The sequence below is a fragment of the Anabaena sp. EIM26 genome (assembly GCF_057568715.1).
Genome location: NZ_CM172472.1, coordinates 2,136,874 through 2,157,500 on the forward strand (window position 1 = coordinate 2,136,874; position 20,627 = coordinate 2,157,500).

The 20,627-nt window shown below is 40.8% G+C and carries 17 protein-coding genes and 1 rRNA gene (1 of these 18 running past the window's edge); 7 read left to right on the forward strand and 11 right to left on the reverse strand.

Features of this window, described 5'->3' with window-relative positions; genetic code table 11:
* Positions 1-196: 196 nt before the first annotated feature.
* A complete protein-coding gene (locus tag AC012T_RS09255) occupies positions 197-562 on the forward strand; it encodes a four helix bundle protein (protein ID WP_487065062.1) in 366 nt (121 codons plus the stop codon).
* 206 nt (positions 563-768) lie between these two features.
* On the opposite strand, the gene AC012T_RS09260 is transcribed toward AC012T_RS09255, so the two are convergent.
* The 7 genes from AC012T_RS09260 to AC012T_RS09290 form a co-directional block, all read right to left on the reverse strand.
* Positions 769-2,622, reverse strand: coding sequence for an ABC transporter ATP-binding protein (locus tag AC012T_RS09260; RefSeq protein WP_487065064.1), 1,854 nt, complete (start codon positions 2,620-2,622; stop codon positions 769-771).
* Between the two features lie 150 nt (positions 2,623-2,772).
* Positions 2,773-4,929, reverse strand: coding sequence for a tetratricopeptide repeat protein (locus AC012T_RS09265; protein WP_487065066.1), 2,157 nt, complete (start codon positions 4,927-4,929; stop codon positions 2,773-2,775).
* A 259-nt stretch (positions 4,930-5,188) separates the two neighbouring features.
* The gene (gene psb34, locus AC012T_RS09270; RefSeq protein ID WP_487065068.1) at positions 5,189-5,368 is read right to left on the reverse strand and encodes a photosystem II assembly protein Psb34; all 180 of its coding nucleotides are present in this window, start codon (positions 5,366-5,368) and stop codon (positions 5,189-5,191) included.
* Between the two features lie 217 nt (positions 5,369-5,585).
* Entirely contained in the window at positions 5,586-6,263 is a 678-nt protein-coding gene (locus AC012T_RS09275) for a Coq4 family protein (RefSeq protein ID WP_487065070.1), read from the reverse strand.
* A gap of 120 nt (positions 6,264-6,383) precedes the next feature.
* Positions 6,384-8,357: a glycine oxidase ThiO gene (thiO, locus tag AC012T_RS09280; protein WP_487065072.1), complete on the reverse strand. Its 1,974-nt coding sequence runs from the start codon at positions 8,355-8,357 to the stop codon at positions 6,384-6,386.
* Between the two features lie 244 nt (positions 8,358-8,601).
* On the reverse strand, positions 8,602-9,027 hold the full coding sequence (locus tag AC012T_RS09285; protein ID WP_487065074.1) for a hypothetical protein: 426 nt from the start codon (positions 9,025-9,027) through the stop codon (positions 8,602-8,604).
* Positions 9,028-9,043: 16 nt separating this feature from the next.
* Positions 9,044-9,382, reverse strand: a complete 339-nt coding sequence (locus tag AC012T_RS09290) for a 2Fe-2S iron-sulfur cluster-binding protein (RefSeq protein WP_323311679.1) — start codon at positions 9,380-9,382, stop codon at positions 9,044-9,046.
* A 98-nt stretch (positions 9,383-9,480) separates the two neighbouring features.
* Here AC012T_RS09290 and cimA point away from each other — a divergent pair, with 98 nt between their 5' ends.
* Positions 9,481-11,115, forward strand: coding sequence for a citramalate synthase (gene cimA / locus AC012T_RS09295; RefSeq protein WP_487065076.1), 1,635 nt, complete (start codon positions 9,481-9,483; stop codon positions 11,113-11,115).
* Positions 11,116-11,213: 98 nt separating this feature from the next.
* Here cimA and AC012T_RS09300 read toward each other — a convergent pair whose 3' ends face one another.
* Entirely contained in the window at positions 11,214-12,407 is a 1,194-nt protein-coding gene (locus tag AC012T_RS09300) for an HhoA/HhoB/HtrA family serine endopeptidase (RefSeq protein ID WP_487065078.1), read from the reverse strand.
* Between the two features lie 356 nt (positions 12,408-12,763).
* On the opposite strand from AC012T_RS09300, the gene AC012T_RS09305 reads away from it, so the two are divergent.
* Both AC012T_RS09305 and menH read left to right on the forward strand, forming a co-directional pair.
* Complete coding sequence (locus AC012T_RS09305) at positions 12,764-13,162, forward strand: metal-sensing transcriptional repressor (RefSeq protein ID WP_487065080.1); 399 nt, start codon at positions 12,764-12,766, stop codon at positions 13,160-13,162.
* A 156-nt stretch (positions 13,163-13,318) separates the two neighbouring features.
* Positions 13,319-14,131 (forward strand): 2-succinyl-6-hydroxy-2,4-cyclohexadiene-1-carboxylate synthase, encoded by an 813-nt coding sequence (gene menH, locus AC012T_RS09310; RefSeq protein WP_487065082.1) that lies wholly within the window; start codon positions 13,319-13,321, stop codon positions 14,129-14,131.
* A gap of 229 nt (positions 14,132-14,360) precedes the next feature.
* Here the strand turns inward: menH and AC012T_RS09315 are convergent, their stop codons facing one another.
* The gene (locus tag AC012T_RS09315) at positions 14,361-14,930 is read right to left on the reverse strand and encodes a glycoside hydrolase family 24 protein (RefSeq protein WP_487065084.1); all 570 of its coding nucleotides are present in this window, start codon (positions 14,928-14,930) and stop codon (positions 14,361-14,363) included.
* A 292-nt stretch (positions 14,931-15,222) separates the two neighbouring features.
* Complete coding sequence (locus tag AC012T_RS09320) at positions 15,223-15,891, reverse strand: NAD(P)H-binding protein (protein ID WP_487065086.1); 669 nt, start codon at positions 15,889-15,891, stop codon at positions 15,223-15,225.
* 179 nt (positions 15,892-16,070) lie between these two features.
* Here AC012T_RS09320 and AC012T_RS09325 point away from each other — a divergent pair, with 179 nt between their 5' ends.
* Positions 16,071-16,730, forward strand: a complete 660-nt coding sequence (locus tag AC012T_RS09325; protein WP_487065088.1) for a DUF1997 domain-containing protein — start codon at positions 16,071-16,073, stop codon at positions 16,728-16,730.
* 74 nt (positions 16,731-16,804) lie between these two features.
* Here AC012T_RS09325 and AC012T_RS09330 read toward each other — a convergent pair whose 3' ends face one another.
* A complete protein-coding gene (locus AC012T_RS09330) occupies positions 16,805-17,275 on the reverse strand; it encodes a DUF4079 domain-containing protein (RefSeq protein WP_487065090.1) in 471 nt (156 codons plus the stop codon).
* A gap of 183 nt (positions 17,276-17,458) precedes the next feature.
* Here AC012T_RS09330 and AC012T_RS09335 point away from each other — a divergent pair, with 183 nt between their 5' ends.
* Both AC012T_RS09335 and AC012T_RS09340 read left to right on the forward strand, forming a co-directional pair.
* Positions 17,459-18,742: an ankyrin repeat domain-containing protein gene (locus AC012T_RS09335; RefSeq protein ID WP_487065092.1), complete on the forward strand. Its 1,284-nt coding sequence runs from the start codon at positions 17,459-17,461 to the stop codon at positions 18,740-18,742.
* Positions 18,743-19,289: 547 nt separating this feature from the next.
* Positions 19,290-20,627: ribosomal RNA gene (locus AC012T_RS09340) — 16S ribosomal RNA — on the forward strand (it continues 151 nt past the right edge of the window).

Below are 20,627 nucleotides of genomic sequence, written 5' to 3' on the forward strand. Positions count from 1 at the left end.
GTCAGGAGTCAGGAGTCAGGAGTCAGGAGTCGGGAGTCAGGAGTCAGGAGTCAGGAGTCAGGAGTCAGGAGGTAGAAAGAAGAAGAATAGAGAAGGAGTCAGGAGTCAGGAGTCAGGAGGTAGAAAGAAGAAGAATAGAGAAGGAGTCAGGAGTCAGGAGGTAGAAAGAAGAAGAATAGAAAAGGAGTCAGAATAAATGCAACCTGCGAGAACATTTGAAGATTTAATAGTTTGGCAAAAAGCACATCAGTTTGTGTTAGGAGTGTATCAATTAACTGCGAATTTTCCCAAGTCAGAAATATATGGACTTACCTCTCAATTTAGACGCGCATCAGTTTCTATTCCTGCAAATATAGCGGAAGGATTTAAGAAAAAAGGAGATTTAGATAAAGTAAGATTTATGAATATAGCACAGGCTTCTCTCGAAGAATGTAGATACTATCTTATTCTCACAAATGATTTGGGATATGGTAACACCTCAGAAGTAATGTTGAAATTGCAAGAAGTTAGTAGATTATTAGATAGTTATGCAAAAGCTATTCTCAAAAATTCTATCTCCTAACTCTTTCTGTCTTTTTCTTTCTACCTCCTGACTCCTGACTCCTGACTTCTACTTCTTTAGTAATGTTGAAATTGCAAGAAGTTAGTAGATTATTAGATAGTTATGCAAAAGCTATTCTCAACAATTCTACCTCCTGACTCCTGACTCCTGACTCCTGACTCCTACTTCTTTCTACCTCCTGACTCCTGACTCCTGACTCCTTCTGTCTACTTCTTCCTGATTCTCTCTAAACTACCTGTAGGAATAGCTGCAATTAATTTCTGTGTGTATTCTTCTTTTGGTTCGCGGTAGAGACTTTCTGCTGTACCTTCTTCGACAATTTTCCCTTGATTCATCACCAAAATGCGATCGCTCATAAATTTCACCACACTTAAATCATGGGAAATAAAAATATACGTCAAGTTAAAATCACGTTGTAATTCTTTTAACAAATTTAATACCTGAGCTTGTACCGACACATCTAACGCCGAAACCGACTCATCACAGATAATAAACTTAGGATTTAAAGCCAAAGATCGGGCAATACAAACCCGTTGACGTTGACCACCAGAAAACTGATGGGGATAGCGTTTCATGTCATCTGCACCCAATCCCACCCGTTCTAACAGTTCCACAGCCCTTTCCCGTCGCTGTGAGTTAGACTTACCCACAGAATGAATCAACAACGGTTCCATCACCGCTTCACCAATCTTCATCCGGGGGTTAAGAGAACTAAACGGGTTTTGGAAAACTATTTGCATTTCCCGTCGCAATTTTTGCAACGGTTCTCCTTTGAGGGTAATTATATTTTGTCCATCAAAAATAATTTTACCGCTCATCGGTTCGATTAATCTCAGCAAACTTCTACCCAAAGTAGTTTTACCACAACCAGATTCTCCCACCAATCCCAGAGTTTCACCTGGATAAACATCAAAAGAAACAGCATTCACAGCCATATTGTAAGGTTTTGTGCCACCAAGTACCCCCCGGACTGGGAAGCCAACATTCAGGTTGCGAATTTGTAAAAGAGGGTCTTGGGCGCACAAATTAGCTAATCTGACATTAATCTCTTCGCTGCTGATATCTGGTGGTTGTGCTGGTTCTTGGGGATAAATTACCACCTGTCCAAATTCATCCTCCTTTGCACTCATATAGTCAGAAACAGTCAGCAGTTTTTGGGGACGACGGTTAAGGGAGGGACGACAGGCTACAAGTCCCTTTGTATAAGGATGTTGGGGATTAGTAAAAATTTGTTCTGCCGCACCGGATTCGACAATTTTACCTTTATACATCACCGCTACTTGGTCAGTGATTTCCGAAATCAACCCCAAGTCATGGCTGATAAAAATCATCGCCATATTGCGACTTTTTTGTAATTCTTGCAGCAATTCCAGAATTGTCGCCTGTACGGTTACATCTAAAGCTGTAGTTGGTTCATCAGCAATTAACAAAGATGGGTTACAAGAAATTGCCATTGCAATCATTACCCGTTGCAGTTGACCACCAGATAACTGATGGGGATAGCGTTCCAGCATTGCTGCTTTTTGTTCTTTCACCAACTGCGCTAATTGGAAGCTATCGGGTGGAGATGACTGATTATCAAGGCACTGCTGCTGGATTGTTTCATCACTAGGTAAAAGTTTAACTTCTTGCAAACCTGCGATCGCAATTCTCTTAGCCTCAACAGCACTCACATTTTGATGACGCATAATTGCTTCTGTCATCTGAAATCCAATATCATAAACCGGATTGAGTGAACTCATCGGTTCTTGAAAAATCATCGCAATGTCACCACCCCGGTACAGCTGCATTTCCTTAACCGGTAAAGCCAATAAATCCAGAGGTTGGGCATTTTCCTGGGGACGAAACCAGATTTCTCCCCCACCAACCCTACCGGGATACTGCAACAAACCCATCACAGCCAAAGCCGTAACTGATTTACCACTTCCAGACTCTCCCACTATTCCTAGAGTCTCACCTCGATGCAAATCAAAGCTGATACCATCCACAGCCTTAACTTTACTGCCATCACCGGAAAATTCAACTTGTAGATTGCGAACCTCTAGGATAGTTTCTTTCATAGGTCTGGGGTAGTGATTAAACAGGGAACAGGGGACAAAAGACTTTTTCAGCCTTTGAAAACCCCTTGCGGTAATTTTACCGATTGTGACACCTTTAGCCAATAACTACCAATCATTAGCTATTCTTCCCAGTCCCCAATCCCCAGCCACCTATAACTTAGGTAAAATTTCAGGAATTAAATTACCCGGAACCTTAGATAAAGCCAAATTTTGTCCTTGAATACCTAATTGATCATGGAAAGTGCGAATTATTTTCACTATGTGGGTAAAAGTCGTTTGATAAGCTTCCGTATTTTGAGTCAAGGCATTTAATGCTTGGACATGATTTTCTAAAGATGCTTCTAAATGCTGAGAAAGTATCTTTTTATCACCATTAAAAGATGGATCTGTAACTAATTGATAATGCGCTAGTCCCAAATTATTTTGCGTTGCCAATAAATCAAAACTTAAATTTTTACGATCTATAGAATCTGATATACTTAGAGTCTCTTCATAAGTCTTGATGCATAATTTCAAAAAACTTTGGCGAATTTCTTTAGTGACTTGTGGTAGATTTGCTATATGCCAATAGGCAGTACCAAGATTATTGCGAGTAGCCGCACAGGCATTAGGAACATTTGCAGGAGTACGATATTTAAGGGCTTCACGGTAAAAATCAACTGCTAATTGTAAGTTATCCAATGGTTGTTCATATTGAGATAAATTCCAATAAGCAGTACCGATATTATTTTGAATCATGCCATACTTGAGCGGCTCATCACTGGGTTTATAATATACAAGTGCTAGATTATAAGCTGCGATCGCTTTTTTGAGATGTTCCACCGGTTGACTATGTTGTCCCAAATGCCAGTAAGCAGTCCCCAAATTATTCTGACAAGCAGCATATTTAATAGGATCAATTTCCTCTGTTCGGTAGAGAAGTGCTTCACCATAAGCTGTAACCGCTTGTTGCCAATTTTCCACAGGGTTAGAAAATCGCGCTAAATCTCCGTAAGCTGTGGCTAAATTATTCTGCACACGAGCATAAATATCCGGTTGGCTATCAGGTGTAATTAATTTTATTGCCAACTCATAAAACTCTATTCCCTGTTCTATATAAGTTTTTCCTTCCTCACTATTACTAGGTGTGCGGTGCAGCATCCAATACAGCGTACCCAAATCATTTAAAGTATCTGGGAGTTGTGGTGAATTATCGTCATAACTAACTGCTTCCTGATAGGCAATAATTGCCACCATTAAATTTTCTAGACTTGACTTTCCTTGCTCAATGCGAAGACGATATAAATTTCCTAAATTATGATAAGCTACCGCTATTTTTTCCCCAGCAGCTTGCTGGATTTGTAATTTTTCAATTTCCCAGAGAAGTTGCTGCGGTTGCAAATTTTCATCCGCATCTTCAGGAATATCGGTATTCAGTGTTTCTTTAACTAACGATATTAATTCATCGCTAATATGCAAGAAAGATGAGAGTTTGGGAATCTCAATTTTGTCTGTTGATATACCATGTAGCGGATATTCTATATTTTTATGTTTCTCTGCCAAAAAATCATCATCTTCAGTAAACTTAAACTCTTGAATCAGATTTTCTGACAATTCTTCTGAAGCTATTGATTCATCAATAATTGATTTCTCAAGATTTCCTAGATCTACACTTCTCAAACTAGAGAAATTTTCTGTATAACTCCGATTATCTATTGTTGGTGTTGGTTCTCCAGCAAAGATAAAAACACCAGTTCGACCATGCCAAAACTTGGGTGCTGATTGCTGAATAGCAGACAACCAGGGACGGGGAACCCAAAACAGCAGACTAGATTCTAGAAACGGACTGGATTCTTGGGTAGAAAAATATTGTTCGCTTAATCTGAGATAATGTAAAAATAAACGTTGTACCGCTACTGATTGTTTAGTCAGCAGTTCCACTCCGACAATCTGAAATGCGGGTATTGGTAAGGGACGACCAGGAGTGTCTTTTGATTCTCCCACAATCGGTGGAGGATAATTAGCCAACCACTGATTTATCTGCGCTATGGGGTTAGGATCATTTAAATTCAACCGCAATGTAACTAACCGTGGATAAGCTGGAGTACTAATTCCCCTTGTTTCTGTTGGCTGATATAGCACTTGCCCTACCGGATAAGCCAAGGTAGAATGTAACCGAGTAGCTACTTGATTTCTTAAGTGTAAGTCATCACATACAGCAAAAAATATCTGCCGTCGTAAACCAATACTCAGGGCAAATTTTAGGCGTTGATATACCTGCCTATTCCAAGCAAAAATATCTGTAGGTAAAGTTTCATTCACGCTCATAGTGGCTAAAACAGCCGAAATACAGTATACATTCTCAAGTCAGTCAAATAAACATAACTGAAAAATCTTATATTCTGATTTTCAAGTCAATGTTTTTCTGTTCAGGATAAATCGACTTTTCCAAACTTGACGGATTAATAAGTGTATAATTATACTTAAGTATTCTTTTCAATTTTAGCAAATAATTAGAAAATCAGGCTCCTCCTGAGATTGGAACCTGAAATTCTGAAAAATTAAATTTTATTAAAATATTTTGAAATTAACCGACGTTAGAAACAGAGAAGGCAACAAAAATTACACCACCAACCAAAAGCGCAGCAGCAAGTCCTAAAACAACATAGTTACGCTGTTGAGTGGGTGTAGGGGGTTCTGCTTCATAAACCTTAGGTTCACGAGCAAAATTGTTGATCAGTCCGCCTTCTTCGTTTGTATAGGGCATGAAGTGATTCCTTCTTAATCTTTGTTTTATTGAGTGCTAACTACATTATAGTTTATTTTCATTATATTATATAAATCTTTACATTTAAAATAAAAAATTTATATTTTAGTAGAATTTACGAATTGACAGAATAAACAAAATATGGATTTGCCTGTAATTACTAGTACCTCTGACTACATTTTATCCATACACTTTCTAACTAACAATTAACTGATTTTCAGTTTTCAGGAATAGAATTTATTCCTAATTGAGTGCGAATTTCCATAACTGGGACATTCCAAAACTGATCCCACTTTTGAGCAATAAGTTTGCGGGGAGTATGAGAACCTAAACGGTAGCCACGGGATATTTCTGTCATTAAAGGTTTGAGTTTATCCGGTTGGTAGAGACTAATCAAAACCATACCAAAACTCACAAGCATAATGCTGATAGGAATAGCAGTTTGAGCTAAAACAAAAGCTTGTAAACCAAGTTCTCCAAATACATCAGTATCAAATCCTGTGACTACATGATAAATATCATGGGTAGTTCTCCATAGCATTTTCAGATAGGAAATATCATCAACCACAGGAACTGTTTGATAGAAGTTGGGATCAAAACCTCTAGCTTTCATTTCCCTAGCATAAACATATCCTAAAGTTCCTTCTGGAAGTTTACTTAACTCATCTAAATTTATTGGTGCAGGTAGCCAGCGTTCTGTAAATAGGGTGTTAACTTCAGGGATTTTTTTGAGTTCATCTACAGTCAAATGTGCTATTTCGGTTTGATCAAGTGCATCTTCAAAATTAAAGATTGGATCAGTACCATCATATTTGGTTCTTAATGCTCTGGATGCGAGAAATTGAATATAAGCGAGGAGTCCTTTATCATTGTTATAGGTAATTACATTTTCCATGTATATTTAAATATTCAAAATTTTTACTCTATTATTGTTGAAAATATTAATAGTATTTTTCATACATCTAAAGGGAGAAATTTAAAGTCTCTCTCCATTTAAGGAGAGAGGTTTTCCAGATTAGGTAATTGTCCCTGTCAAAGGTGAACTAGCACTAGCGTAGTCTTTCATTGGCATTCTTCCCGCTAAATAAGCCATGCGACCGGCTACCGCTGCTAGATTCATCGCATAAGCCATAGCTGGGGCATTTTGAGCTAGTGCGATCGCACTATTGATTAACAACGCATCCGCACCCAATTCCATCGCCTCAGAAGCTTCAGAAGGCGCACCAATACCAGCATCTACCACAACAGGGATATTGGAATTTTCAATAATAATCTGAATATTGGCAGTAGTTTTCAACCCTTGTCCTGAACCAATAGGGGCGGCTAAAGGCATCACTGTTGCACAACCAACTTCCTCTAAACGCTTGGCTAACATCGGGTCAGCATTGATATATGGCAAAACAGCAAAACCTTCCTTTACTAACTGTTCAGCAGCTTGCAGAGTGCCAATGGGATCTGGAAGTAAATATTTGGCATCAGGTATTACCTCCAACTTGACAAAATTATTGTCTTCCTGTCCTAATAACTTTGCCATTTCGCGTCCCAAACGGGCAACCCGGATTGCTTCTTCTGCGGTTTGACAACCTGCGGTATTTGGCAACATCCAAATTTTATTCCAATCTAAAGCTTCCGCTAAACCTTCATGTCCAGGTGCTTTAGTTTGCACTCTCCGCACCGCAACAGTCACAATTTGACACCCACTAGCGGCAACACTTTGCTGCATTTCTTCAATGCTGCGATACTTTCCAGTTCCCGTCATTAAGCGAGATTGAAAAGATTTACCAGCAATAATCAAACTTGAATCTTGAATATTCAAATCTGTGGGTTGTAGATTACGGTGTCCGTTGGTGAAATTAGCAGAATGAGTCAGCATGGATGTAGTGGTAGATGACTGAGCTTGAAAGCGTGAATAATGAAAATTATCCAGGAGAGGATCTGCCTTTTTTTCCCAAATCAAATCAGCAATTAATTCGGCTGTGACAGGTGCGAGCAAAATGCCATTCCGAAAATGTCCAGTAGCCAAAGTTAAATTATCACAATGGCTATTGCCCAAAATAGGTAATTCATCGGCTGTAGAAGGGCGAAATCCCCACCACAATTCTTGAATGGGATAATTTGCTAATTGTGGATAGAGACGAATTGCAGCTTGGAGTAAACTTTGAATTCCGGCTGGGGTGTTATCAGGAGTAAAGCCCACATCTTCACTAGTTGCCCCCAGAATAATAGAACGATTACGCCGGGGGACAATGTAAATATTTTCACCGTAAAGCACCCGCGTCAATGGTAATTCTGGGACAGATTCCGGTACTCGCAAACTCAGCATCTGTCCTTTGCGGGGACTCACTGGTAAAGGTAATAATTGATTAGCCCAAGCACCAGAGGCTAAAACATAATGGGAAGCGTGGAGTAAACCCAAATTGGTTTGGACACCGATGACTTTTCCTTGTTGTTGAGCGATCGCTTCCACCGTCACGCCATCCTTGAATTCCACACCCAAAGAATCAGCCGCAGTTCGTAAAACTTTCGTCAAAGCACGGTTGTCAACCTGACCATCTTCAGGATACCACCAACCACCAATCACATCTGCACCTAAACCTGATTGATATTGCTCAATAGCTGCTTTGTCTAACCAGTAAGTTGGTGATTGGGAAGAGGTGATAGATAATCCTTCCTCTGCTCCCTGCCCCCCTGCCTCCTGATAAACTGGAGCGAGGATGCCGCAAGGCCAATAACCTGTATTTAAACCAGTTAAATCTTCTAGTTTGCGTGTCCATTTGGGGTATAGTGAGCGCGATCGCCAACATAAAGAAAGCATCGCCCCATTAGATATTTTTTCCGCATCAGGAGCCAACATCCCTGCGGCTGCGTGACTGGCTGCGGCAGAAAAATCACGGCAAAGCACGGTGACAGTTGCCCCCCGTAATTTCAATTCGACAGCGCAAGCCAAGCCAATAACGCCACCGCCAATAATTAAAATGTCACTAGTCATTAGTCATTAGTCATTAGTCATTACTACATAACTAATAACCTATCAGGATTGACAATTCCCCCCGGCTTCTGTCCGTAGGATTCTTGAAGAGTCTACAAACGACGAGGATGTCTAAGAAGTATCAAGTTTTATTCAGATCCCCCTTACCTCTCAACAAGGGAGATAAATTTCCCAAAGTCCCCCGGCTTAGGGGGATCTACAAATATTGGATACCACAGGAAAAATTTTTCAGACATCCTCATAATTACCACAAAGCGCGAATAGGTTCTTTTTCTTGATCAAGATTATCTGAACTTGAACTACTGTTTGTTATGGAAGTATCAGTAGTATTTCCGACTTGTGTACTATCATTTATTCCTGTAGGCTCAGTAGAAGCATTATTTTGAGCTACGCTGGTGCGGCGATTTTCATCAGCAAAATCATTGTTGTTAGTAGTTTCAGAATTACTGCTGTTAACGGTTTCAGAATCATTGCTGTTAGCAGTTTCAGAATCATTCCGGGTAGCAGTGCTATTAACATTAATATTAGCCGGGAGGACACTAGAAGCTCTACGTCCAGGCGGAACATTAGCACTTGGTTGTCCGCCCATAGGAAAATTAATGCCTAGCAACGTACCCAGCAAAATTGCCACGCCTCCAGCCATCAGAATTAAGGGTGTCCATCTACCCATCTTGTTTCTCTCCTTGTTAACCTTCTGGTGTCCAAACTAATTGAGAACCTTGACCCCAAAATCCATCAAACTTTGTTATTTTCACATCACCTAAAACCTGAGTTTGGCAAGCTAAACGCAAATCTGATGTAGGAGAATGGGGAGGAAGCGATCGCCGCGTTTGATCACGCCAATTCGCTGCGGATACTTCGCCTTCTACCTTAACCGCACAAGTACCACAACTGCCAATTCCCCGACAATTTATGAGCTTGGAACCGCCATTGTAGAGGTCAATACCATTTTCTAACAGAACTTTACGTAAATTGGCTTGGCTTTCACACTCAATTAATTTACCTTGAGCTACTACTTGGGGCATATTGAAATTACCAAAATAGCTTTTTGTTGTATATTGGCACATCGCCGCAAAGTTGTCTCTCAGGTGTCAGTGTTGAACTAAAGGTTCACCAAATTTTTATGACCACAACTCCCTCAAATCAACTTTGGCTCTATGACACTACTCTCCGGGACGGGACTCAACGGGAAGGATTATCAGTGTCCATAGAAGATAAGTTACGCATTGCTCACAGACTTGATGAATTAGGGATTCCCTTTATTGAAGGCGGTTGGCCAGGAGCAAATCCCAAAGATGTACAATTTTTCTGGCAACTCCAAGAAAATCCGCTCAAACAAGCAGAAGTTGTTCCCTTTTGCTCCACTCGTCGCCCTCACACTAAAGCAGTAGATGAACCAATGCTGCAAGCGATTCTGGCAGCAGGTACGCGCTGGGTGACAATTTTCGGTAAATCCTGGGATTTACACGTCACAGCTGGACTCAAGACCAGTTTAGAAGAAAATTTAGCCATGATTACTGACACAATTGAGTACCTGCGTTCTCAAGGACGGCGTGTCATCTACGATGCTGAACATTGGTTTGATGGCTACAAACAAAACCCTAATTATGCTTTACAAACATTAAAAGCAGCAGTAACCGCAGGGGCTGAATGGTTAGTTTTATGTGATACCAATGGCGGGACTTTACCTCATGAAGTTTCTCAAATTGTGGAATTAGTCATTAGTCATTTGTCATTAGTCATTTGTCAAAAATCAATGACAATTCCTCAAATCGGCATTCATACTCATAATGATTCAGAGATGGCTGTAGCTAATGCCCTAGCAGCAGTAATGGCTGGGGCGAAGATGGTACAAGGTACAATCAACGGCTATGGTGAACGCTGTGGTAATGCTAACCTGTGTTCTCTGATTCCCAATTTACAACTAAAGCTTGGTTATAGCTGTATCGGTGGACACCAGCTAAATCAACTTACAGAAGCTAGTCGCTTTGTCAGCGAAGTTGTAAATCTCGCTCCTGATGAACACGCGCCTTTTGTAGGACGTTCTGCTTTTGCTCATAAAGGTGGTATTCATGTATCAGCAGTAGAACGTAACCCTTTGACTTATGAACATATTCAGCCAGAACAAGTCGGGAACCTGCGCCGAATTGTCATTTCTGAACAGTCTGGTCTCAGTAATGTGTTAGCGAAAGCTCGGACTTTTGGCATTGAATTAGATAAGGAAAATCCCCAAGCACGGCAAATTCTCCAACGCATGAAGGATTTGGAGAGTGAAGGATATCAATTTGAGGCCGCAGAGGCGAGTTTTATCTTACTGATGTATGAGGCTTTGGGTCAGCGTGAGCAGTTTTTTGAAGTTAAAGGTTTTCAAGTCCACTGTGATTTGGTTGAGGGGAAAGAACCGACCAATTCTTTGGCAACAATTAAAGTAGCTGTTAACGGTAACAATATTCTGGAAGCAGCGGAAGGTAATGGGCCAGTAGCGGCTTTGGATGCAGCTTTACGCAAAGCATTGGTCAACTTTTACCCCCACATTGCTGCTTTTGAGTTGACAGATTATAAAGTCAGAATTCTCAATGGACATACAGGGACAGCAGCTAAAACCCGTGCTTTAGTAGAATCGGGAAATGGTCAACAACGTTGGACAACGGTTGGAGTTTCTACGAATATTTTGGAAGCTTCTTATCAAGCGGTAGTTGAGGGTTTGGAATATGGTTTGTTATTACATTTCCAAGCAGAAAAGGTGTTGAAACTTTAAGGAACACCAAAAAATAAATTTATGGGGATAATGGTGGGTTACGCTGCGCTAACCCACCCTACGAATTACTGAATTTATTCTGACTCCTGACTTCTTCTTCAAGAAATATCTTTTAGTTCAGCGGTACGGACTGAAAGCAACTGTGTTTGATTACCTCGTTGCACTTTCACCTGCAATAGTTGACCGAGGTTACTATCTTCCACCACTCCTTGTAACTGTTCTGCATTGGTGATTGGTTTACCATCAATCTGCACAATTACATCTCCACGGCGGATACCTGCATTTGCAGCTGGAGAATTGGGGACAACCCGCATGACTAAAACGCCTTTGACTTCAGGAATCTCAAACATGGAGTTGGGATCACTGTTATTTGTTTTGGCTAGTTGGGGTGTTAAGGTGATCATTTGTACACCTAAATAAGGGTGAGCAACTTTTCCATCTCGTTGCAATTGAAGTGCGATCGCTTTAGCTTTATCAATAGGAATCGCAAATCCAATCCCCATCGCATCTGCACGAATCGCAGTATTAATCCCAATTACCTCACCTTCACCGTTTAATAAGGGTCCCCCAGAGTTACCAGGGTTAATTGCAGCGTCAGTTTGAATGAAATCCAAGCGTTTATCGCTAATTCCCACTTGGGCGCTAGAACGTTTGAGAGTGCTGACAATGCCCAAGGTAACGGTATTATCAAATCCTAAAGGATTTCCAACTGCGATCGCCCAATCTCCAACCTGTACATTATTAGACGAACCCAAAGGTGCAACAGGTAAATCATTACCAGCATTAATCTTGACAACTGCCAAATCAGTTACTTCATCAATACCCTTAACAGTTCCTTCAAATGTGCGGCCATCTTTAAGGCGGACTGTCACTTTATCAGCTTGATCTACCACATGGGCATTAGTCAGAATCAGACCACTCTTATCCAGAATAAACCCAGAACCTAACCCGCGTAACTGCTCAGTTGGTGACTGTTGAGGGAAGCTATCACCAAAAAACTTCCGGAAAAAAGGATCTTCCATCATCGGTTCAACACGGCGGGTAATTGTTCGCTCTGTATCAATTCTGACTACAGCCGCCCCCACTCGATTCACCGCTGCGGTGACAAAACTACTACTACCAACAGCCGCAACAGCCGGAGATAGCTTTTGAGAAACTACAGAATCTGGCGCAGGTTCTGCCTGAGATGGTAACACTTGTAAAGAGGTAACGGTCAGCATCACTCCCATAAAAATTGCGATTGCATGGGTAGTGAGTTGGCGTATAGACCGAGTTAGTTTGGAAATTTGCATAATTACAACCTAATCTAGAAGCCTCAGAAAAAACTACAGATAGACGATAAAGTTATTTACAATTGTTACAGCTTGGATAAAATCCACGTCTATTAACATTTTTAGCTTAATTCAGGTTTCTTTAGACGATTTCCAGATAGAATTTGTCCTACTGCGATTAAGTTAATAGAACAATCAGACCTAAAGCTAGTATGGAAATTTGGACTGTTCTGGTTCGGATTTTCCCCAACTTAAAAATATACAGTACAAAATTTAGTGCTAGGCGTATGGCACAATACGCCTCTTCTGAACACTACTGTAAAATCTCAGATCTCTCTAGGTTAGGATCTTAATTAATACCAAAACTGTGATGACCAATGAATGGATCAAACCGATTAGCTGACGAATCCTTGCCTTCTCAGTCAGCAGAACACACACACCATCACGATCTAAACCACCAACATACAGATCATACTCCTGGACAGACTGATTCCGTTCATCCTCACGTCCATAGTGAAGAATCTTTACGGCGAATTATCAACCGACTATCGCGTATAGAAGGACACGTTCGCGGAATTAAAACAATGGTGCAGCAAAATACCCCTTGTCCTGATGTTTTATTACAAATTGCCGCTGTCAGAGGTGCTATAGATAAAGTAGCCCGCATTGTTTTGGATGAACATTTAACTGAATGTATTGCTAGAGCTTCAAAAAATGGCAATATTGATGTAGAAATTGAACAACTCAAAGCTGCTTTAGATCGGTTTTTGCCTTAGCAATTACGAACAATCGTAAATATTTAGTGTATGCATCTTGCTTGATTACGTGCAGAAAAAATATACTGTCTTGTATCTAAGTTAAACAAGTAACTAAGCTGTATAAACAAAGTTTATTTATACAGCCACAAATCTTTTTACTTGGGCTGCGGAAACATGACACTAAAAAATTATCAATTTAACTGTTCTTTACAAGGTAATTCCCAAAAACCATTAATTCTTTTTCTACATGGCTTCATGGGTGACATTGAAGAATTTGATGAAGTCATAAAATTAATAGGGGAAGATTTTTATTATCTCACAATTGACTTACCTGGACATGGTAAAACTCAAGTTTTAGGAGGTGATGAATACTATAAAATGGAACCTACCGCTCAAGCTATAATCAATTTATTGGATAAATTAGAAATAGTAAAATGCTTTTTAGTCGGTTATTCAATGGGAGGAAGATTAGCCTTATATCTTATGCTTCATTTTCCTGAACGTTTTTTTAAAGTTATATTAGAGTCAGTTTCTCCAGGTTTACAAACAGGAGTAGAAAGATTAGCCAGAATTAAAGGTGATGCTCAAATTGCCAAAAAAATCACCAGAATGGTCAATAAAAATGAATTTAAGATATTTTTAAATAATTGGTATAGTCAAGCAATTTTTGGTGAGATTCAAACTCATCAATTATATGAACAAATGCTAATAAAAAGATTAGATAATAATCCTCTAGAACTAGCAAAATCATTGCGATTTATGGGAACTGGATACCAACCTTCTTTATGGGAGAAGATTCAAGAAAATAAAATACCTTTGCTTTTGTTAGTTGGAGAATATGATGAAAAATTTATCTCTATTAATACAGCAATGTTTTATAGATGTGAAAATGCTCAACTAAAAATTATTAATCAAGCTGGACATAATATTCATCTAGAAAATACATTGGCATTTGTGAAAACTATCCGGGCTTTTCTAATAATTTAGCATCAATATATAGGGTTTGCTGTAAAGCCCTGCGGGCATAGCTTCGCTTACCGCGTAGCGTGCCGTTAGGCATAAAAGTTGTCTGTGAAGACAGGGAATAGGGAATAGGGAAGAAGGATTTCAGTGTATACCGAGTACTGTTCAAAAATCAAATAAGAGTCCTATTATTCCCATAAAATTTAAACCAAAACCCAAGTATCATTAGGTCTCTACTCCTGACTCCTGACTCCTAACTCCTAACTCCTGAATTCTGCTGTAATTCTTCTTGCAATAACTTCTGGTAAACTTGAGGTAAAAAACGAGTATTAGAATTAGTTTCTATTCCGTACCCTAAACTTGTCCAAGTTGGGGAAAGCCGCTTTAAAACTTCATCTAACTTTTTCTGTCTGAGCAGTTGAGAAATATCTGTTCCCCACACTTTTGAATCATTTAACCAACGGTAAACTACTACATCTTGATACTCTGGTTCAAAACTATAACTAGACCATAACATCAACTGCGTTGGTTTTGGGTGATAACGAGGCGCAATTTGATACCAGGTGGTATTAATAATTTGATATCTACCCGCCGCAGTGGAACAGTTACCAATATTGGGGCCTGTGACAATGGTGACACATATTTCAGGATGTCGGCTGAGATCATTGATTTGCTTTCCACCATATAGCAGAGAGTAGGGACGCTTACTGTTTGCCTCACTTGTGGAAATAGTTCGCATCAAAGCCCGGATGTAAGGATCACCATTTTGCATAACTAAGGGAGGTTGTTTGCGCTCAAACACAGGATCTGAAGATGAGTGCAAATTTCCACCAATATACCACTGTAATAAATATACAAAGCCGAGCAGTGCCGCTAGGGGGGCAATCAGTTTTTCTACGCCTTTGAATTCAAAGCCTTTCAGAGTTGGACTCCTTCAAATTCACTTTACTAATCTAAAACAACAATTACCGATGATCTGATTTCGGGAAATTGATCATCTGCTGCGTATTTGCCTAAACCAGGGCTTACACAACTGGCATATTATTAAAGTGCGGCAGATGAGGCACAAATTTTAAGAACAAAGCCTTATGTAAAGAGACTTTCAACCTTGTTCCCTATTCCCTATTCCCTGTGCTTTGAAATAATTCCTGAAAACTTTTTGGTGTAGCTTCAGGTTTAGCGATAATTTCGACAATTTTATTACGTGCTGCGGGTTCAAACATGGACTCGATACAAACTTGGGCTACTTTTTGACGGGGAATACTACCCTCAAATAACGTATCTGCGCTCTTCATGATGATGGCATCAGAGTTATCTTCATTTTTCAGTCCCCCAGGTCGCACTATTGTATAGGTAAGTCCACTTTTTTGAATGTATTCCTCGGCTTGCTTTTTCCATACTAAAATCAGCCAAAATAGGTTGAGTGGATGAAAAAAATGGGAAACACACAAAGAGGAAACTAAAATAAAATGGTCTATTTGTTTGGCTTTAGCAATATCTACTAAATTTTTCGTACCTTCAAAATCTACTTTATATGGGCTGGTGGGGTCAAAATTTGGTTTTGCTCCTGTGGCGCATATTATCACCGTACTATCACCTAATGCAGCAGTTAGGGTTGCTGGTTCTAATACGTCGCCTACAAATAACTTGACTTCAGGAGGCAAGATAGCCTTAGCTTTATCTTCATCCCGTACCAAGGCGCGAACGGGAATATTCTTGGATACTAGCTCTTGTACTATCCGACGACCTGTTTCACCTGTTGCCCCTGCTACAAATACTTTCATAATTAACGCTATCCTAGGAAACTAATATGTGTTTGTTCCGTTCTTTATTTTAGTAATTCTATGGAGTTGATGACAGATTTTTGAGGTTTTCGTGAAATTTGTATTTTTGTGTGAATAAATCCTCCTCAAGAGGGAATGATTAATATAGACAAACTGCAAACTATACAAAAAATAGATTTATGGTGACAAACAAGTGGGATTATCAATCTTTAGATATAACAGAGTCAGTTTTGCCTATAGGTTCTAGCGTTACGGTCAATGAAACGCCATTAAAAGAGGCTCATGTAGGGCCAAGTAAATTTCGCAGTCGTTATCAAGACTGTATGGAAATGTATGCCCCTATTGATCAAGTGGCTGAGTATCTTAGTAGTCATTCTTCATGGTTTGTCCGCTGTGCTGAACCCATGAGGGTGGAAGCTTTGGGTGAAAATGGTTATGCTTTGGTGATTGGTAAGTTTGGCTCTTTTGGTTATGAGGTAGAACCAAAAATTGGTTTGGAATTGTTGGCCCCAGAGGAAGGTAAATACCGTATCCGTACAATTCCCATCCCTGACTATCAAGCACCTGGTTATGATGTGGACTATAATGCTGTAATGCATTTAGTAGAAGGTTTGGAACAGGGGACGCGGGTAGAATGGGAATTAGATTTGATTGTTGAGCTGCACTTTCCCCGATTTATTCAGCGTTTACCACATTCTTTGATTCAATCTACAGGCGATCGCTTACTTAATCAAATTGTTCGCCAAGTCTCCCGTCGCTTAACCCGCAAAGTTCAAGAAGATTTTCATAAATCTCTCAATATCCCCTTTCCTGTTAATTCCTCAAAAAAGCGTCATTAGTTATGAGGAACAGGGAATAGGGAATAGGGAATATTTATCTTTCTTCTGCCTCCTGCCTCCTACCCACGGATCATCTATGCTTTACTAATAATTCTGAGGATAATTTCTACACCAGAGAAAGCTTGCCAAACAAACAGCCCTAAAAGCCCGAAATTAAGTAAAATATGAGTTGCACGCGCCCAATTTGCCCCTTTTTGCATAAAGGGAGAGAGGGATGCAGAGAAAGCTATTATACCTGTCATGCCCAGACCTGCTAATAGGTGAGGGCCAACAAACAATTTACCATTATTGATATAGGTGACAGCCATACCACCAATTGAACCTGCTACCATCAGGGCTAAGATGATCGAGCCGATTTGGTAGTGCTTAATGGTATATTTACCTTGAATTAGTTCTTTCTTTTCTTCACCCTTGGCATTTCTGGTACGCTGTACTTGTAGTCCCAAGTAGGCAGCATACAGTGATAGTGCCAATAAGATCCACATGATGGCTGGGTGAAAGAAGTTTAAAGCAAATTTTATGTCTGGAGAAAGTTCAGGACTCATTGTGTTTTTTCCAATTATTAAATCTTAATAAAATTTAGCATACCTTAGTTGAAGAGTTAAGTGGGGGCGTATTGCAATACGTCAGTAAAAGAGTTAATAATTCCCTCTTGCAAAAGTGGTTAAATAATCTCAGACTGAAATTGGAGGCTAGATCAATAAATTTGCCGAAGCGGGATTGCATTTATGACTGAAAACAAAGAGAACTTGCTGCTCAAGGCTGCAAAAAATGGTGATATTCAGCGGCTGTGTGAAATACTAGCTACGGGTGCTAAGGTGGATGTGTGCGATCGCACTGGCACGACAGCATTAATGTTCGCGGCGAATTTAGGTTATACAGAAATTGTGCGATCGCTCCTAGATTTTGGGGCTAACATTAACCTACCCAGAAAAACCTATGGTTTAACGGCTTTAATGTTGGCAGCGAGTGCCAATCAACTTGATATTGTTAAGCTTCTAATATCTAAAGGTGTAGATGTAAATGCTATTAATGAAGATGGTAGTACAGCCTTGATGGCAGCAGCACTCAAAGGTCATTTGGATGTGGTAGAAGTCTTATTAGCTGCGGACGCTGATGCAAATATTACCGATAAAGATGATGATACGGCTTTAAAACTTGCCATTAAGCAAGGTTATACAGCAGTTGTTCAAGCAATTACACAAAATAGTGCCTTCGTCAATAAACCAGATACAGAAGGTGAAACACCGTTAATGATAGCGGCAGACTTGGGATATTTGGATGTAGTGCAAACACTGTTATCACAAGGGGCTGATCCTAATTTGCAAAATTCCGATGGTGGCACTGCACTCTTAGCTGCTTCTGCCGCAGGACACAGTAATATTATCGCAGCTTTATTAGATAGAGGTGCAGAAATAAATCACCAAGATAAAGAAGGTGAAACTGCCCTACATTGTGCCGTTGTTGAAGGCTACATTGATGTAGTGCAACTATTACTTCAACGAGGAGCAGATGTACAAATTAGAAATCATCTTGGTGATACACCATTACTCTTAGCTGCATTCCAGGGACACAGCGAAATAGTTGAGGTTTTACTGCTTACTGGAGCAGACATGGATAAGAAAAACTTTGGAGAAGTAGCTCTGACACTGGCAGTATCCCAAGGACACGCTCAGACAGTAAAAGTATTGCTTGACCACGGAGCTAATGTCAATATTTTAGCAGATGATGGTAAAAATGCTTTAGTCAAAGCCATAGCCAGCAACCATCCAGAGGTATTCAAACTGCTGCTCGAACAAGGAGCAGATGTGAATTTTCAGGACTCATCTGGAGCAACAGCATTAATGTGGGCTGCTTCCGAGGGCTATGGACAAGCTGTGCAGATGTTAATTGCATCCGGGGCAAATGTGAATTTAAAAAACCAAGGTAATTACACAGCTTTAATGATTGCCGAGTTTAATAACTATCGCACAATTGCCCAGCTTTTACGGCAAGCTGGAGCGCAGGATTGACCTATTTGCCGCTCATAAAGCCAGTTTTGGCTTTATTTGGGCTTGATTTTTATTTAAATCCCGTTAGTTCAAGATTAAGAATTTTTTGTGTTTGATCGGTATCAGGAGTTATCCAGATTCAGCGTAAGCAATTCCAGAGACATTGCTTCAGGTCTCTTTAACATATATTTATAGCTGGTTTACACAGTGCTGCTATTGTAATTTGGTGGACTAAAAACCGCTATAGCTGTACAGTATTGATGAATTATGGGGATGCCCACACATAATAAATCAAGAAAAGCCTTATTTATAGGGATATCCGCCATCACGAACCTCAATTACCAAGCGAACCAAAAAAAGTTTTCAGAACCCCTTGACAGAAAAGAGGAAGAGTTGGTATGTTTATTAAGTGAGGGCAAAAGCCCAATGCGCTGAACCGAGAAAAGATAATAATACTTTGAAAGAATAGAGACGACCATTCCTCGTCAAAAAAATCAACTGAACAATCCTGGAAAGAAAAATAGAGGATTGAAGAGGTTAAAGAATTAGAGCTTAAGAAGAACGAACCAAAATGGAGAGTTTGATCCTGGCTCAGGATGAACGCTGGCGGTATGCTTAACACATGCAAGTCGAACGGAATCCTTAGGGATTTAGTGGCGGACGGGTGAGTAACGCGTGAGAATCTGGCTTCAGGTCGGGGACAACAGTTGGAAACGACTGCTAATACCGGATATGCCGAGAGGTGAAAGATTAATTGCCTGGAGATGAGCTCGCGTCTGATTAGCTAGTTGGTGGGGTAAGAGCCTACCAAGGCGACGATCAGTAGCTGGTCTGAGAGGATGATCAGCCACACTGGGACTGAGACACGGCCCAGACTCCTACGGGAGGCAGCAGTGGGGAATTTTCCGCAATGGGCGAAAGCCTGACGGAGCAATACCGCGTGAGGGAGGAAGGCTCTTGGGTCGTAAACCTCTTTTCTCAGGGAAGAAAAAAATGACGGTACCTGAGGAATAAGCATCGGCTAACTCCGTGCCAGCAGCCGCGGTAATACGGAGGATGCAAGCGTTATCCGGAATGATTGGGCGTAAAGCGTCCGCAGGTGGCCATGTAAGTCTGCTGTTAAAGAGTCATGCTCAACATGATAAAAGCAGTGGAAACTACACGGCTAGAGTACGTTCGGGGCAGAGGGAATTCCTGGTGTAGCGGTGAAATGCGTAGATATCAGGAAGAACACCGGTGGCGAAAGCGCTCTGCTAGGCCGTAACTGACACTGAGGGACGAAAGCTAGGGGAGCGAATGGGATTAGATACCCCAGTAGTCCTAGCCGTAAACGATGGATACTAGGCGTGGCTTGTATCGACCCGAGCCGTGCCGTAGCTAACGCGTTAAGTATCCCGCCTGGGGAGTACGCACGCAAGTGTGAAACTCAAAGGAATTGACGGGGGCCCGCACAAGCGGTGGAGTATGTGGTTTAATTCGATGCAACGCGAAGAACCTTACCAAGACTTGACATGTCGCGAATCTTTCTGAAAGGAGAGAGTGCCTTCGGGAGCGCGAACACAGGTGGTGCATGGCTGTCGTCAGCTCGTGTCGTGAGATGTTGGGTTAAGTCCCGCAACGAGCGCAACCCTCGTTTTTAGTTGCCAGCATTAAGTTGGGCACTCTAGAGAGACTGCCGGTGACAAACCGGAGGAAGGTGAGGATGACGTCAAGTCAGCATGCCCCTTACGTCTTGGGCTACACACGTACTACAATGCTACGGACAAAGGGCAGCTACACAGCGATGTGATGCTAATCTCATAAACCGTAGCTCAGTTCAGATCGCAGGCTGCAACTCGCCTGCGTGAAGGAGGAATCGCTAGTAATTGCAGGTCAGCATACTGCAGTGAATTCGTTCCCGGGCCTT